Raw genomic sequence first — 16,036 nt, 5'->3', positions numbered from 1 at the left:
CCTTTGCCCGAGGTCGGGCTGGGTGTGGCGGGCCGGGGAGGAGGTCGGCCCGCCGGGACGCTTAGCCGTGATAGGCGCTTTCACCATGCGAGGTGAGGTCAAGGCCCTGACGCTCGCTGTCATTATCCACGCGCAGGCCGACAACCATGTCCACCAGCTTGTAGAGGATGAAAGAGATCACGCCGCTCCAGACGATGGTGATGACGACCGACTGGAACTGCACCCAGGTCTGCGCCGCGATCGAGTAGTCGTCGCCGTTCACGCCGCCCAGCGTCGCCGCCGAGAAGATGCCGGTGCCGATGGCGCCGACGATACCGCCCACGCCGTGAATGCCGAACACGTCAAGGCTGTCATCGTAGCCGAGTTTGATCTTCACCACGGTGACGAAGTAGTAGCAGATGGCAGCAGCGATCACGCCGAGCAGGATGGCGCCCATCGGGCCGACGGTGCCGCAGGCCGGGGTGATGGCCACGAGACCGGCCACCATGCCCGACACACCGCCCAGCATCGAGGCCTTGCCGCGCAGCATGCCTTCCAGCGCAGACCAGGCGACAGCGGCGGCAGCGGTGGCGAGGAAGGTGTTGATCATGGCGAGTGTCGCGCCGCCGTTGGCTTCAAGGTTCGAGCCGACGTTGAAGCCGAACCAGCCGACCCACAGCATCGAGGCGCCGATCATGGTCATCACCATCGAATGCGGGGCCATGTTCTCTTTGCCGTAGCCGACGCGCTTGCCGATCACGAGGCTGCCGACCAGCGCCGCGATCCCGGCGTTGATGTGCACAACGGTGCCGCCCGCAAAGTCGATGGCACCCATATTGAAGATCAGGCCTGCGCCGTCCCACACCATATGGGCGATGGGGAAGTAGCAGAACGTCCCCCACAGCACGCTGAACAGCAGCACGGCGGTGAACTTCACCCGTTCGGCGAAGGCGCCGATGATCAGGGCCGGGGTGATGGCCGCAAAGGTCATCTGGAAGGCGATGAACAGGTATTCCGGGATCACCACGCCGTCGGTGAAGGTGGCCGACATGCTGTCAGGCGTCACACCGGCGAGGAACAGCTTGCCGAGGCCACCCCAGAACGGCGAGGTGCCGCCGCCGAAGGCGAAGGAATAACCGTAGATCACCCAGACCAGCATCATCACGCAGGCGATCAGCGTGGTCTGCATCAGCACCGACAGCATGTTCTTGGTGCGCACGAGGCCGCCGTAGAACAGCGCCAGGCCCGGCAGCGTCATGAACAGCACGAGAACGGTGGAGGTCATCATCCAGGCGACGTCGCCCTTATCCATCACCTGCGCGACTTCGGCGACGGCTTCGGTGGCCTCGGCGGTGGCTTCCTGCGCCCAGACGGGCAGCGCGGTCACTGCCGCGAGCCCCGCAAGGCCAGAGAGTTTGGTCAAAGTTTTCATGGTCGTTGTTTCCCCTTCCACCCGCATCTCAAAGCGCGTCGTCATTGGTTTCGCCGGTGCGCACGCGCACGGCCTGTTCGACATCCAGAACGAAGATCTTGCCGTCACCGATCTTGTCGGTCCGGGCGGTGGAGCGGATCGTTTCCACCACCTGATCGGCCAGGCTGTCGGAGACCACGATCTCCAGCCGCACTTTCGGCACGAAATTCACGGCATATTCTGCGCCGCGATAGATTTCCGTATGACCCGACTGCGAGCCGAAGCCCTTGATCTCGGTTACCATCATCCCGCGCACCCCGATGGTGGTGAGCGCCTCGCGGACTTCCTCAAGCTTGAACGGCTTGATTGCTGCGATGATCAGTTTCACGTGCGTCCCCTTCTCTGGCAGACGGCCCGCTGCGGGGCCTTGCGCACTCAGAAGGCGGAGAATGCTGCGAGTGCACAAGAAACGACGTCCGCAAGGGGCGGGCAGGAGACGACAAGTTGCACATTTTTTGCACTTTCTCCTGCGACTGAATATTTTTTGTGCGGAAACGAATTGCGAATCGCGGGCGCATGCCCTCCACAACAGGCGTGCGACAGGGTAAGATTCCCCAAAACAAGATCAGAGCAGGCGTGACGGGCATGAGTGGATCGGGAAACAAGGGCAAGACGCTGGTGGCGGATCGGCGCTATGGCGGGGGCGGGGCCAAGCCACCGCCGAAAAAGCCTGCCGCCGCGAAGAAATCGCCCGCTCCGCGCAAACGCCCGCCCCGCAAGCACGGTCTGATCATGGGGTTCATTCTGGGCATCCTGTCGATGATCTGGCGGGTGGTCTGGGGAATCGGCTGGCGCGTCACCGCCGTTGTCGGGCTGATCCTGTTTGGCGCGGCCTTCTATTTTGAACAGCGCCTGCCGCAGGTATCGGACCTTGTGGATGCCCGCGCGCGCGGATCGGTGACCATGCTGGACCGCGATGGCAAGGTCTTTGCCTGGCGCGGCGAAACCTTCGGCGGCATGATCACCGCCGAAAACGTCTCCAAACACCTGAAGAATGCCGTGGTGGCGACCGAGGACAAGCGGTTCTTCCATCATTTCGGCGTCAGCCCGCGCGGCATTGCCTCGGCCATCCGCATCAACCTTGCCGAAGGCCGTGGCCCGCTGGAGGGCAACGGCGGTTCGACCATCACGCAGCAGGTGGCAAAGCTTCTGTGCCTTGGCGTCGAATATGATGCGAAACAGTGGAAATCCGAAGCCGCCTACGAGGAAGACTGCCGCTCGGGCGGGGTGTGGCGGAAGGTGAAGGAGATTCCCTTCTCGCTGGCGATGGAATGGAAATATTCCAAGGATGACATCCTGACGATCTATTTCAACCGCGCTTATCTGGGTGCGGGTGCGCGCGGGTTCGAAGCGGCAGCGCAGCGGTACTTTGGCAAATCGGCCAATCAGGTGAATCCGGCTGAAGCCGCGATGCTGGCGGGCCTGCTGAAAGCACCCTCGCGCTATGCCCCGACCAACAATCTGAAACGGGCGCAGGACCGGGCCAATGTCATTATCGGCCTGATGGAAGAGCAGGGCTATCTGACCAGGGCCGAGGCCGATGATGCCCGCGCGCATCCGGCACAGCTTTCGGAGGCTGCGCAAAAGAATGCGGGTGGCTTCTTTGCCGACTGGGTCATGGAATCCGGTCCTGCCTTCCTGACCAAGGAAACCACCGAGGATGTGATCATTCGCACCACGCTGGATCAGAAGATCCAGCGCGACGCGGAAGGCGCGCTGCAATTCGTCTTTGAAACCAAGGTGCAGGAAGGCTCCAAAGCGCAGGCCGCCATCGTGGTGATGAGCGCGGATGGTGCCGTGCGCGGCATGGTCGGCGGGCGCAAGATTGCGGCCGCGGGCAGCTTCAACCGGGCGACGCAGGCGCTGCGGCAGACGGGATCGGTGTTCAAGCCCTTTGTCTATGCCGCTGCGCTGGATCTGGGCTACAGCCCGTCGGATTATGTCGAGGATACGCCGCTGACGATGCGGATACCCGGCTCCGGCCCCTGGACGCCCGAGAATTACGACAAGAAGTTCAAGGGTATGATCACGCTGACGCAGGCGCTTGCGGAAAGCCGCAATATCCCGGCGGTGCGCGTGTCCGAGGCGGTGGGCCGCGATGTGGTGCGGCAGGTGGCGCAACAGTTCGGGGTGAAAAGCGATCTGGCGGCGGGTCCGGCGCTGGCGCTGGGGGCTTCGGAAAGCACCTTGCTGGAGATGACGGGCGCCTATGCCGGTATCCTCAACGGCGGCTCGTCGGTGCAGCCCTATGGTCTGGTGGAACTGAAGTTGCAGGGCGATGACACCGAGCTTATCGGCCAGTCGGGCGGTATCGGTGAGCGGGTGATCAGCCAGAATGCGGCGCAGTTGCTGACCTATATGATGACGCAGGTGATCCAGAAGGGCACCGGCGGCCGGGCGCGGCTGGGCGATACACCCGTTGCGGGCAAGACGGGCACCACCAATGCTTCGCGCGATGCGTGGTTCATCGGTTTCTCGGCACATTATGTTGTCGGGGTCTGGATGGGCTATGACGACAATACGCCGCTGAAGGGTGTGACCGGCGGCGGTCTTCCGGCCGAAATCTGGCATGAGGTGATGGCGCGGGTCCACAAGGGCATCCCCGCGACGCCGCTGCCGATGATCGTGCCAGAGCCGCGTCTGCCACCCAGCGCTGGTGCCTCGGCATCATCCGGCGATGTCGGCGGTGTGCCGCAGGGCCAGCAGTATGCGCCTCAGCCCCAGCAGGGTGGCCAGCCGCCTGCGCAGGGCAGCGACCCGATTGCCGATGCGCTGCGCGATGTGCTGGGGACGACCTCGGGGCTTTACTGAAACAGCCGCAGCACCAGTGGGGCCACGAAGGCGGTCAGCACCGCGTTCAGCCCCATGCCGAGGCCGGCGAAGGCCCCGGCCACCGGATGCACCTGAAAGGCGCGGGCGGTGCCGATGCCATGGGCAGCGACGCCGGTGGCAAAGCCCCGCGCGCGCCAGTCGCGGATTCCCAGCGCATTCAGCAGCGGTGTGGTGCAGATCGCCCCGATGATGCCGGTCAGGATCACCAGCACGGCGGTCAGCGTGGGTGAGCCGCCCAGCCGCTCGGATATGCCCAGAGCCACCGGCGCGGTGGCGGATTTTGGCGCGAGCGAGGCCAGAACCTCGCCGGTGATGCCGAAGGCCCGTGCGATGGCCACGGCCGATCCGGCGGCGACCACAGATCCGGTGACCAGCGCCGCCAGCAGTGGCAGCGCGGCGCGGCGCACATGGGGCAGGTTGTCCCACAGCGGCAGCGCGAGCGCGACCGTGGCGGGGCCCAGCAGGAAGTGCACGAATTGCGCTCCCTCGAAATAGGTGGGGTAAGGCGTATCGGTCAGCCACAGCAGCCCCGCCAGCAGTGCGACTGCGATCAGCACCGGGTTGGCCCAGGGTTTGCGCCCCGCCGCGCGGAAACAGGCGTCCCCTGCCGCATAGGCCGCGAGCGTTGCCGTCAGCCACAGAAGCGGCCCGCGCGCGAGGTAAGACCAGATCTCGGCGAAATCGGTCATGCTTCCGGTTCCATTTTCATCAGCTTTGCTACAGCGGTAAAGGCCAGCGCCCCGGCGCCGATGGCGAGGATGGTCGAAACGATCAGCACCACGGCCAGTGCCGGGCCATAGCCCGCGAGCGTGCCAAGATGGCCCACGACGCCGGTGCCCGCAGGCACGAACAGCAGCGAGAGGTTGCCAAGTATGCCCTGCGCGAGCGGGCGCACGATCGTGACCAGGCCGGGAAAAACGGCAAAACCGGCAATCAGGATCAGCATTCCCAGCACCGGGCCGGGCAGTGGCAGCCCGGTCACGCGTGTCAGCATTTCACCGGCAAGCTGGGCGCCAAGAAGGGTCAGAAGGGCTGGGATCATGCGGCCTCCGGGGTTTTGTCGGAGACTGAGACAAAGCGCGGATTCAGGGAAGGGGCAAGACCGGCTTGCGGAAGGTCAGGCTTGTCGGGCGGTCATAACCTGCATGCGCCGTGGCCTCGGTCTGGGTGAAGCCCATCGCGGTGAAGGCGGCGTGGTTTTCCACCAGCTCCACCCGGCTTTGCAATTCCAGCGTGGGAAAGCCCAGTGCGCGGGCGCGCATCTCGGCGCAGGCGATCAGGCGGCGGGCGAGGCCGCGCCCCCGCTCGGTCTTTGCGGTGGCGACCTTTCCGACGTAAAGCGCATCGGCCTTCGGGGTCAGGACCATGCAGGCCACGGGTGGTGCGCCGATCACCCAGACCTCGCCCGTCTTTGCCTGCGCGCCCAAATCCGCTTCGGTCAGCCGGTGCATGGAGGAAGGCGGGTCGATCCGCCCGTCCATATAGGCGAAGGCCGCGCGGATCAGCGCCAGCACCGGCGCCATGTCATCCTCGGGCGCCAGACGGCGCGGCGGCGGCGCGGCAAGGGTGGTCCAGGGCAGATGTTCGTCAGTATGGACCTCGGTTTCCGCCACGAAATCCTGCGGGCGGTCCAGCGTGGCGGCGTGCAGATGCACCTCGCCCGGAAACCGGGCCGAGCGATAGGCCAGCGGGCTGCCGCACTGGCCGCACCGATCCCAGAAGGTGCCGGGGCTGCTGCAATGGCTGGCGCGATCCGGGCCGGACCAGCGCAGGGCCGCCTCTGCCGCGCCCAGATAGCTGGCAAAACCCGCCCCGGTCGCCTTGCGGCAGGACGCGCAATGGCAATGCGCGGTCCAGAGGGGCGGCGCGTCCAGCCGGTAGGTGGTAGCGCCGCAAAGGCAGGCGCCGGTGATCGGGGGTGAAAGGCTCATGCCCCGATCCTCGCCGCAGCCTTGCCTTGCGTCAATTGCCGGATTTCGCGGCGCTTTGGCGCAGGGGAACAGCCAACATCTTGGGGATAACCCCGCCCATCCCCGCCATATGCGGGGGGCAGAGATTGACTCCACTCCTCGCAACCCCGACGATGCCACCCCCGAAACGGAGATTCCCTTGCGGTTCACCCGCCTCAGACTGAACGGCTTCAAAAGCTTTGTCGATCCGACGGAGCTGGTGATTCACGATGGCCTGACCGGCGTCGTGGGGCCGAACGGCTGTGGCAAGTCGAACCTGCTGGAGGCATTGCGCTGGGTCATGGGGGAAAACCGCCCCACCGCCATGCGCGGCGGCGGGATGGAGGATGTGATCTTCGCTGGCGCGGCCACCCGCCCGGCGCGCCACTTTGCCGAGGTGGCGCTGGTGCTGGACAACAGCGAGCGGCTGGCGCCCTCCGGGTTCAACGATGCCGATGCGCTGGAAATCGTGCGTCGCATCACCAAAGACGCGGGGTCCGCCTACAAGGCCAACGGCAAGGACGTGCGGGCACGCGACATCCAGATGCTGTTCGCCGATGCTTCGACCGGGGCGCAAAGCCCGGCTCTGGTGCGGCAGGGGCAGATTTCGGAGCTGATCAACGCCAAGCCCAAGGCGCGTCGGCGTATTCTGGAAGAGGCGGCGGGGATTTCCGGCCTTTATCAGCGGCGGCACGAGGCCGAACTGCGGCTGAACGCGACCGAGCAGAACCTGACCCGCGTGGATGATGTGCTGGAGCAGCTTGCGGCGCAGCTTGCAACGCTGGCGCGGCAGGCGCGGCAGGCGGCGCGGTATCGTGAGATCGGCGAGGAACTGCGCCGTTCGGAAGGGATGCTGCTGTATCGCCGCTGGCGTGAGGCCGATCTGGCGCGGGCCGAGGCGGAGGATGTGCTGCGCGGGCGGCTTCTGGCCGCGGCTTCGGCTGAAAAGGCCGCGCGCGAGGCGACGAAACGGCGCGAGGCGGCCGAGGATCTGCTGCCGCCCCGGCGCGAGGAGGAAGCCATCGCAGGTGCGGTCTTGCAGCGGCTGGTGGTGCAGCGCGACGCGCTGAATGATCAGGAAGCGCGGGCGCGGCAGGTCATCGAAACCCTGCATGGCCGCATCGCCCAGCTTGCCCGTGACATGGAGCGCGAGGCCGGGCTGAACCGCGATGCGGGCGAAACCATTGCCCGGCTGGACTGGGAGATGGAGGCGCTGGCCCGCGCCCATGACGGCCATGACGAGCGGCTGGCGGAGGCGGTGGAAGTGGCGCGCGAAGCCGGGGCGATCCTGTCGGAACGGGAAGCGCAGCTTGCCGACCGGACCGAGGATGTCGCGCGTCTGGCGGCGCGGCACCAGTCGGCGCAGCGCCTGCTGACCGATACCCGCGCCACGCTGGAGCGGGCCGAGGCCGAGGCGGCTCGGGCACGGGATGCGGTTGCCACAGCGACCGGCGCGCTGGAAACAGCGGCAGAGGCGCAGGACAGCGCGGCAGAGACGCAGGAAGAGGCCATCGCGCTGGCCGAGGCGGCGGAAGAGGCGCTGGCCAGCGCCGAGGAAGCCCGCGCCGAAACGCAGACCCGCGAGGCGGAAGCCCGTGCCGCGCGATCTGGTGCTGAGGGCGAGGCCAATGCTTTGCGCGCCGAGGTCGCGGCTTTGGCCCGTCTGGTGGACCGCGAGGCGCAGGCGGGCACGCAATTGCTGGACCGGGTGCAGGTCACGCCAGGTTATGAGGCGGCGCTGGGGGCAGCCTTGGCGGACGACCTGCGCGCGCCGGAACTGGCCGAAGGGGCGCGTTCCGGCTGGGCCTTGCTGCCGGATTACGACGCGCCGCAACCGCTGCCCGAGGGGGTGGCGCCGCTTTCGGCCCATGTCACCGTGCCCGAGGTGCTGTGCCGCCGGATTGCCCAGATCGGTCTGGCCGACCGGGCGCAGGCGGCGGCTTTGCAGGCACAATTGCGCCCCGGTCAACGGCTGGTCAGCCTGAACGGCGATCTGTGGCGCTGGGACGGGTTCCGGGCGGGGGCGGAGGATGCGCCATCGGCCGCCGCGCTGCGTCTGCAACAGCTTAACCGTCTGGTGCAGTTGAAGCGCGATCTGGAAGAGGTCGCCGCGCGGGCTGAGGGCGCGAAACAGGCGCATGAGGCATTGCAGGCCCGTCTGAGTGATCTCAACCGGGCCGATCAGATGGCGCGCGAGGCGCGGCGTGCCGCTGACCAGCGCGTGACCGAGGCGGGCAGGGCACTGGCGCGGGCCGAGGCTGACCGCTCGCTCGCCGCTGGCAAGCTGGAGGCCGCGCGGCTGGCCGTGACGCGATTTGATGACGAGGCGATGGCCGCGCGGTCGCGCCTGGCCGAGGCCGAAGCCGGGGCAGGCGGGCTGGACGATCTGGAAACCGCGCGCAGCGGGGTCGAGGCATTGCGCATGGCGGTCGAGGCCGCGCGCATCACCATGATGTCCCGCCGTTCCGCGCAGGATGAACTGCGGCGCGAGGGCGAGGCCCGCGTGCGGCGGCGGCAAGAGGTCACCAAGGAAATCTCGGGCTGGCGGCATCGTCTGGATACGGCGGAAAAGCGCAGCGCCGAACTGGCCGAACGCAAGGCCGAGGCGGAGGAGGAACTGGTCGAGGCCAGCGCCGCGCCCGAGGAAATCGCCATCAAGCGCGAGGAACTGGGCGAAGCGATCGACGCCGCCGAGGCTCGTCGCCGCAAGGCCGCCGATGCGCTGGCCGAGGCCGAGGGCAAGCTGCGCGAGGCGCAACTGGCCGAGCGGGACGGGGAGCGGTTGGCAGGTGAGGCCCGCGAGGCCCGCGCCCGCGCCGATGCGCGCGCCGATGCGGCCCGCGAAACCGTCGCCTATGCGGCGGAACGTATCCGCGAGGAGATGGATCTTGCGCCCGCCGAATTGCTGGACCGGCTGAAGGCCGACCCGGATGTCATGCCCGCCGCCGAGGTGCTGGAGACTGATGTGAACCGGCTGAAACGCCAGCGCGACTCGCTGGGGGCTGTGAACCTGCGCGCCGAGGAAGATGCAAAGGCGGTGCAGACCGAACATGACCAGCTTCAGCAGGAAAAATCTGATCTGGAAGAAGCGGTGAAGAAACTGCGCGCCGGGATTCAGGGGTTGAACCGCGAAGGCCGCGAACGTCTGCTGACCGCCTTCGAACAGGTCAACGGGTCTTTCGGCACGCTGTTCAATCACCTGTTCGGCGGCGGTGAGGCGCGTCTGGTGCTGGTGGAAAGCGATGACCCGCTGGAAGCCGGGCTGGAAATCATGTGCCAGCCGCCCGGCAAGAAGCTGTCCACGCTCAGCCTTCTGTCGGGGGGCGAACAGACGCTGACAGCACTGTCGCTGATCTTCGCGGTGTTCCTCGCCAATCCCGCACCGATTTGCGTGCTGGACGAGGTGGACGCGCCCTTGGATGATGCGAACGTCACACGCTTCTGCGACCTCCTGGACGAGATGACCCGGCGCACAGAGACGCGGTTCCTGATCATCACCCACCACGCCGTGACCATGGCGCGGATGGACCGGCTGTTCGGGGTGACGATGCAGGAACAGGGGGTCAGCCAGTTGGTCAGTGTCGATCTGAAGAAGGCGGAGGCGCTGGTGGCATGACCGGGGCAGAGGTGCAGGCGGCTTTCGTCACCGCAGGGTTTTGTGGTGTCGAAGCGGAGGGCGGCGTGGTCTATGCCCGCGTCACTCCGCAATCGCCCGAGTTCCGGGCAGAGGAAACCGAAGCCGGCTGGCGGCTGCTGCTGCCGTGGAACGTGACCCCGCCCGCCGAGGCGATGGCGGCGTGGAATGCCCTGATGGGGGCCGCCCGGATGGAGTTGCATCAGGGCGAGGCGCGGCTGGTCATGGGCTTTCCGGGGCCGCAAGTGCTGATCCGCTGGGCCGCCCTGGCAGTCGAGGCAGAGGTGCATTTCATCCGCTGGCGCCGCGACCGGCGTCCTTGGGAGGGCATGTGATCAGAACGCATTGCCGATCACGAAGGCCGCCGCCCGGATCACGCCCCAGGATACCAGTCCCAGCCACAGGAACGAAACCACCGCCGCGCCAAGGCCAGCCAGCACCCAGAGCCCGTCACGCTCCATGATCGCCAGTGCGAGGATGCAGACGCTGAGCGAGGGCAGCAGATTGCCCAGCGGCACCGGCAGCGACAAAAGGATCGCCAGCGCCAGGCAGATCATCCCCAGCAATCGTTCGGCCAGCGGCGCGGTCAGCAGCGGCCAGCGGTGGCGCAACAGCCTTTCGGCCCGGTGCAGATGCGGCAGGGCGCGTGCCACCAGTTGCCGGACCTGCGCGGTCGCCATGGATCTTTCGGCGATCAGCCGGGGCAGATGCGGCGGCCGTCCCAGCGCCATCTGGGCCGAAAGAAAGATGATCGGCAGGCCAAGGATCGTCGCCACGCCCGGCGGGGTCGGCAGGATGTTCGGAAAGGCAAAGACGAACAGCAGTGCAGCACCTGCCCGGTCCTGCATCGCAGCCAGCATGTCGCCAATGCTCAGCCGTGGGTGCGGATGCGCGCTGGCTGTTGCGTGCAGCAGATCGGAAAAGCGCGGCTCGCCGTGGCGGGGCAGAGCGCGCGGGGCGGCATTGGGCATGGCATGGCCTCTGGCATCGGATGCCTGCCGGTCTATCCCCGCCCTGTATCAGCCTGACGACAGCCGCGCCGGGGGTGACAGGCCGGGGCCGCTGTGGCACTTTGGCCGGGGATGACTGGCTGGCGGGGGTAATGCCGATGATGGAAGCGGAACAGGGGCAGTTCGATCTGGACGGTTTTCTGCCCTATCTGCTCAATCAGGCGGCGGAGGCGACTTCGAAATCCTTCTATGCAGTTTATCGCGCTGACTACGGCATGACCCGCACGCAATGGCGCGTCATGGCCAATCTGGGCCGCTTCGGCGCCATGACAGCGCGGGACATCTGCCGCATTTCACATATCGAAAAAACCAAGGTCAGCCGCGCGGTCGCGGCGCTGGAGGCCGAGGGCCATCTGGCGCGCAACCCCAGCCCGACCGACCGGCGGGCCGAAATCCTGTCGCTGACCCCGGCCGGGCGCGAGGTGTTCCTGCGGCTGGGTCAGCGCGCGCTGGATTACGACCGCATGCTGCGCGAAAGTCTTGGCACGACCGAGGCGGCCCGGCTGGAGGCGCTGTTGCGCGCCCTGATCGCGCAGGGCAGCGACGTGACGGACGAGGACTGACCGCTGCGCGCTTGCAAGCGGGCGCGGCCCCCCCTATGAGGCGGCAATCCCTGACGGACGGAGCGGCGGCATGAATATCCTCATCCTCGGCAGCGGCGGGCGCGAGCATGCGCTGGCCTGGGCGGTCAAGCAGAACCCGAAATGCGACCGGCTGATCGTGGCGCCGGGCAATGCCGGAATTGCGCAGATCGCCGAATGCGCCAGCCTCGATATTCTGAACGGCCGTGACGTGGTGCGCTTCTGCGAGGAAAACGCCATCGACTTCGTGATTGTCGGCCCCGAGGCGCCGCTGGCGGCAGGCGTGGCCGATGCGACCCGCGCGGCGGGCATCCTGACCTTCGGACCCAGCGCCGAGGCGGCTCGGCTGGAAGCCTCGAAAGGGTTCACCAAGGAAATCTGTGATGCCTGCAATGCACCGACCGCCGGTTACGCCCGCTTTACCGAGGCGCAGGTCGCGAAAGACTACATCCGCCGCGTCGGCGCGCCGCTGGTGGTGAAGGCCGATGGCCTTGCTGCGGGGAAGGGCGTCATCATGGGCATGACCGAGGCCGAGGCGCTGGCCGGGATCGACGAGATCTTCGGTGGCGCCTTCGGGGACGCGGGTGCCGAGGTGGTGATCGAGGAGTTCATGGAAGGCGAGGAAGCCAGCTTCTTCATCCTTTCCGACGGCAAGACCGCCCTGCCCATCGGGACCGCGCAGGATCACAAGCGGGTGGGCGATGGCGACACCGGCCCCAATACCGGCGGCATGGGGGCCTATTCCCCGGCCCCGGTGCTGACCGATGCCATTGCTCAGGCGGCGTTGGATGAAATCGTTCTGCCCACCATCCGCGAAATGGCCCGTCGCGGCACGCCCTATCAGGGGGTGCTTTACGCCGGACTGATGATCAGGGACGGCAAGGCGCGACTGGTGGAATACAACTGCCGCTTTGGCGACCCGGAATGTCAGGTGCTGATGCTGCGGCTTGGCGCGCAGGCGCTGGACCTGCTGCATGCCTGCGCCGAAGAGCGGCTGGCGGAGATGCAGGTGAACTGGGCCGAGGATCACGCGCTGACCGTGGTGATGGCGGCGAAGGGCTATCCGGGCGCCTATGAGAAGGGCAGCGAGATCCGGGGCCTCGCCGCCTTGCCGGAAGACAGCCGCAACATGGTGTTCCACGCCGGAACCGCCGCCCGCGACGGCGCCCTGATCGCCACCGGCGGCCGTGTCCTGAATGTCACCGCAAGAGGTGAGACCCTGGCCGAGGCGCAGGCCCGCGCCTATGCCATGGTTGACGCGATTGACTGGCCGGGCGGCTTCTGCCGTCGCGACATCGGCTGGCGGGCGCTGTAAGGGCGCCTTCAGTTTGGACAGCCGAAGGGCACGAAGGTGCTGGCCATGCCTTCATTCATGGTCATCACGGTCAGCAGGTTCGCAAGCTCGATTTCCTTGCCGGTTTCCGGGCATAGCTTTGAATTGCCGGTGCAGCCGCCTTCGATGAAGGTGGTATTCCGGGCAAGAAAACTCTCCCGTATTCCCTGGCGCCCCACGGCGTGCAGGGCATCGTCGAAGGCTCGCCGGTAAAGGGCACATTTCCGCTCGGTCCATGTCTGCCCGTCCCGACTCGCATCCTGCGCGAACACGGGCTGCGCAAGCAGCGCGGTAAGGGTGACGAGGACGCCCGTGGCAAGGAGGCGTGCCATGTGAGGCAGGCGTTGAGCCAGCCCTCTGAGCCTCCGCGCGGATGGTCTGCACCGCGCTGGTTTGTATCGTCCTTTCACGGATCGACCGGGATCATCGTCGCCTGCATCAGCGCGATGCAGGTTTCGCGACCGTCGCGCAGCGCCACCACCTCGGCGCGGCAGACGGTCAGGCGGCGGCCCGCCTTGGCGACTTCGCCGCGCGCGATCAGCCGGTCGCCGATGCAGGGGGACATCAGGTTGATCTTTGCTTCCACCGTCATCACCTCGCGCCCCTCGGGCATCAGGGTCAGCGCGGCATAGCCTGCGGCGGTATCGGCCAGAGCGAAGGTCAGGCCTGCATGGCCCGCGCCGTGCTGCTGGCGGGCGCCCTCGCCAATCGGCGCCTCAAGTACCACCCTTCCGGGGGCGACCTCGGCCACCGTGGCGCCGAAGGTCTGCATCAGGCTTTGCGCGGCAAAGCTGTCGCGAATCCGCTGTTCCATCCGTTCCTCCCCCTGCGCATCAGGCGAGACCCGCCGCCACCATCAGCCGCGCAGCCGCTGCCTCAGCCAGTCGCTCGCGCCCCTCACCCTGAACGGGGATGCGGCCTGGCTCAAGGAACAGCGGCGCGGCCAGAGGTGTGACGCTGCGTAACCGGCGGAGGTCGATCCGGCCCTGCACGCGGGAAAGCCGGTCCTCGATCCGGCCGAAATCGACCAGACCGCGCATGGCCTCCTCTCGCGTGATCTGCAACATCAGGTGATCGGGGTCGAAACGGCGCAACGTGTCGTAAAGGATGTCTGACGAAAAGGTTGCCTGCCGCCCCGATTTGCGCCGCCCCTGATGCTGCCGCTCGATCAGCCCGGCGATGATGGCCGAGGCGCGGAACGTGCGCTTCATCACCGCATTGCCGGCGAGCCACCCCTCCAGCCCGTCCCGCAGGGCCGCGATATCGAACAGCGGCGCCACCTCCAGCACCGGCTCCAGCCCCCAGATCAGGGTCGCGTAATCGGTGCAGACGAAGCCCAGCGGGGCAAGGCGGGTTTCCTCCATCCGCTTCGTCAGAAGGATGCCCAGCGTCGCCTGCGCATTGCGCCCGGCAAAGCCGTAGACGCACAGATGCTCGCGGCCCTCATGCGGGAAGCTTTCACACAGCAGGCTGTCGGGGCCGGGCATGGACGACACCTCGCGCTGCAAGGCCAGCCATTCGGCGGTATGGGCGGGCAGATCGGGCCATGCGGGCTGTTGCAGCAGGCGCAGGATGCGGTCGGTCAGTCGGGTGGATGTGGCGAATTTGGTGCCATTGAATACTGCGACCTTCGGATCCCGGCCGGGGCTGCGCGATACCTCTACCGTCAGCTCGTTCAACCCCTCGTAGCGCACGATCTCGCCGCCGATCAGGAAGGTATCGCCCGGGGTAAGGCTGGCGGCGAAGCCTTCCTCAACCTCGCCCAGAGGCTGCGCCCGGCCCCGCAGACGGACCTTCAGCACCTCGGTGTCGATGATCGTGCCAAGGTTCTGCCGGATCACCGCCGCCGCGCGGGGATCGCGCAACTGCCAGAGCCCGTCCCGCAGCATCAGCCGTTGCCAGCGGTCATAGGCGCGCAGCGCATAGCCGCCGGTGGCGCAGAATTCGAGACAGGCGTCGAACTCCGGGCGTGAAATCCCCGCATAGGGCCCGGCGCTGATGACCTCGGCATAAAGCGCATCGGCCGCGAAGGGACCGGCGCAGGCCGTGGCGAGGATATGCTGGCACAACACGTCGCGCGGGCCGGGGCCGCGCGGCTCGCCATCCAGATCGCGGGCGCGTACCGCCTCCAGCGCGGCCTGACATTCCACCACTTCCCAGCGGTTCGCGGGCACCAGCAGCGCCTTCGACGGAGCGTTGTAGCGGTGGTTCGCCCTCCCGATGCGCTGTACCAACCGCTTGACGTTCTTCGGCGCGCCGACCTGTATCACAAGATCCACGTCGCCCCAGTCGATCCCCAGATCCAGCGTGCCGGTGCAGACCACCGCCCGCAACTGCCCGGCGACCATCGCCGCCTCGACTTTCTCGCGGCTTTCGCGGGCAAGGCTGCCGTGATGGATGGCGATGGGCAGGCTTTCATCATTCGCGAGCCACAGGTGATGGAAAAAGATCTCGGCCTGCGCGCGGGTATTGTGGAAGATCAGCGTGGTGCGATGGCGCTTCACCTGTTCCAGAATCGCCGGAATGGCATGCCGTCCGCCACCGCCTGCCCAAGGGGGCGGGGCGCCGGTGTCCAGCATGGCGATATCCGGCTCCGGCCCGGGATCGGCTTCCAGCACCTGCGCCCCGGCGCCCAGAAACTGCGCCAGCGCGGCGGGGTCTTCCACGGTGGCCGACAACCCTACCCGCCGCAGCCCCGGCGCGAGCCTTTCCAGCCGTGCCAACCCCAGCATCAGCTGGTCGCCCCGCTTGCTTTCGGCCAGCGCATGAATCTCATCCACCACCACCCGCCGCAATCCGGCGAAGATGCGCGGCGCATCCTCATAGCTCAGCAGCAGCGCAAGACTTTCCGGCGTGGTCAGCAGGATATGCGGCGGATCGGCGCGCTGGCGACGGCGCTGGGTGTAGGTCGTGTCGCCCGTGCGGTCCTCGATACGTATGGGCAGTCCCACCCCCTCGACCGGGCGCCGCAGGTTGCGACGGATGTCGGCTGCCAGAGCCTTGAGCGGAGAAATGTAGAGCGTGTGCAAGCCTGCGCGCGGATCTGCCGCGATTTCTGCCAGTGATGGCAGGAATCCGGCAAGTGTCTTGCCCCCGCCGGTCGGCGCGATCAGCAGGGTTGACCTGTCTTGCGCACGTTCCAGCATCGCCATCTGATGCGGGTGCAACTGCCAGCCTTGCGCGGCGAACCAGTCGGAGAGGGCAGGGGGCAGGATGCTCATGCCGTCAAAATAGCCGTTCGCCGCCC

At 67.0% G+C, this 16,036-nt stretch carries 14 protein-coding genes and 1 pseudogene; 5 read left to right on the top strand and 10 right to left on the bottom strand.

From position 1 onward, the window contains the following. Positions 1–61: 61 nt before the first annotated feature. Entirely contained in the window at positions 62–1,411 is a 1,350-nt protein-coding gene (locus tag IE126_RS08080; protein WP_054302626.1) for an ammonium transporter, read from the bottom strand. Between the two features lie 28 nt (positions 1,412–1,439). Further along, entirely contained in the window at positions 1,440–1,778 is a 339-nt protein-coding gene (locus IE126_RS08075) for a P-II family nitrogen regulator (RefSeq protein WP_054302595.1), read from the bottom strand. A 257-nt stretch (positions 1,779–2,035) separates the two neighbouring features. On the opposite strand from IE126_RS08075, the gene IE126_RS08070 reads away from it, so the two are divergent. After that, complete coding sequence (locus tag IE126_RS08070; RefSeq protein WP_189380674.1) at positions 2,036–4,261, top strand: transglycosylase domain-containing protein; 2,226 nt, start codon at positions 2,036–2,038, stop codon at positions 4,259–4,261. On the opposite strand, the gene IE126_RS08065 is transcribed toward IE126_RS08070, so the two are convergent. The 4 genes and pseudogenes from IE126_RS08065 to IE126_RS25900 form a co-directional block, all read right to left on the bottom strand. Next, a complete protein-coding gene (locus tag IE126_RS08065) occupies positions 4,255–4,971 on the bottom strand; it encodes an LrgB family protein (RefSeq protein ID WP_054302593.1) in 717 nt (238 codons plus the stop codon). The genes IE126_RS08070 and IE126_RS08065 overlap by 7 nt on opposite strands. After that, a complete protein-coding gene (locus IE126_RS08060) occupies positions 4,968–5,324 on the bottom strand; it encodes a CidA/LrgA family protein (protein WP_054302592.1) in 357 nt (118 codons plus the stop codon). Before IE126_RS08060 ends, IE126_RS08065 begins: the two co-directional genes overlap by 4 nt. Before the next feature lie 43 nt (positions 5,325–5,367). Further along, a complete protein-coding gene (locus IE126_RS25905) occupies positions 5,368–5,805 on the bottom strand; it encodes a GNAT family N-acetyltransferase (protein WP_229825356.1) in 438 nt (145 codons plus the stop codon). A 78-nt stretch (positions 5,806–5,883) separates the two neighbouring features. Then, positions 5,884–6,213 (bottom strand): annotated as a pseudogene (locus IE126_RS25900) (GFA family protein); the annotation flags it as partial. A gap of 178 nt (positions 6,214–6,391) precedes the next feature. Here IE126_RS25900 and smc point away from each other — a divergent pair. Together smc and IE126_RS08045 are read left to right on the top strand one after the other, a co-directional pair. Continuing rightward, positions 6,392–9,847, top strand: a complete 3,456-nt coding sequence (gene smc, locus IE126_RS08050) for a chromosome segregation protein SMC (protein ID WP_189380672.1) — start codon at positions 6,392–6,394, stop codon at positions 9,845–9,847. After that, positions 9,844–10,200, top strand: coding sequence for a hypothetical protein (locus IE126_RS08045; protein WP_189380671.1), 357 nt, complete (start codon positions 9,844–9,846; stop codon positions 10,198–10,200). The genes smc and IE126_RS08045 overlap by 4 nt, the downstream gene beginning before the upstream one ends. Here the strand turns inward: IE126_RS08045 and IE126_RS08040 are convergent, their stop codons facing one another. Continuing rightward, on the bottom strand, positions 10,201–10,836 hold the full coding sequence (locus IE126_RS08040; protein WP_189380670.1) for an exopolysaccharide biosynthesis protein: 636 nt from the start codon (positions 10,834–10,836) through the stop codon (positions 10,201–10,203). Between the two features lie 131 nt (positions 10,837–10,967). Between IE126_RS08040 and IE126_RS08035 the strand changes: the two genes are divergently transcribed. Together IE126_RS08035 and purD are read left to right on the top strand one after the other, a co-directional pair. After that, entirely contained in the window at positions 10,968–11,438 is a 471-nt protein-coding gene (locus tag IE126_RS08035) for a MarR family winged helix-turn-helix transcriptional regulator (RefSeq protein ID WP_229825323.1), read from the top strand. Positions 11,439–11,508: 70 nt separating this feature from the next. Then, complete coding sequence (purD, locus tag IE126_RS08030; RefSeq protein WP_189380669.1) at positions 11,509–12,771, top strand: phosphoribosylamine--glycine ligase; 1,263 nt, start codon at positions 11,509–11,511, stop codon at positions 12,769–12,771. A gap of 8 nt (positions 12,772–12,779) precedes the next feature. Here purD and IE126_RS08025 read toward each other — a convergent pair whose 3' ends face one another. The 3 genes from IE126_RS08025 to IE126_RS08015 all read right to left on the bottom strand — a co-directional run bounded on the left by IE126_RS08025 (position 12,780) and on the right by IE126_RS08015 (position 16,010). Beyond that, positions 12,780–13,121 (bottom strand): hypothetical protein, encoded by a 342-nt coding sequence (locus IE126_RS08025; protein ID WP_189380668.1) that lies wholly within the window; start codon positions 13,119–13,121, stop codon positions 12,780–12,782. Positions 13,122–13,195: 74 nt separating this feature from the next. Further along, positions 13,196–13,603, bottom strand: a complete 408-nt coding sequence (locus IE126_RS08020) for a PaaI family thioesterase (RefSeq protein ID WP_108128503.1) — start codon at positions 13,601–13,603, stop codon at positions 13,196–13,198. Between the two features lie 19 nt (positions 13,604–13,622). Continuing rightward, positions 13,623–16,010, bottom strand: coding sequence for a ligase-associated DNA damage response DEXH box helicase (locus IE126_RS08015; protein ID WP_189380744.1), 2,388 nt, complete (start codon positions 16,008–16,010; stop codon positions 13,623–13,625). Positions 16,011–16,036: the final 26 nt, after the last annotated feature.

Origin of the sequence: Gemmobacter nanjingensis (genome assembly GCF_014652195.1) — a bacterium.
Taxonomy (GTDB): domain Bacteria; phylum Pseudomonadota; class Alphaproteobacteria; order Rhodobacterales; family Rhodobacteraceae; genus Gemmobacter; species Gemmobacter caeni.
Note: the sequence above shows the minus strand (reverse complement) of the source record. Positions and strands in the feature narration are given on the sequence as shown.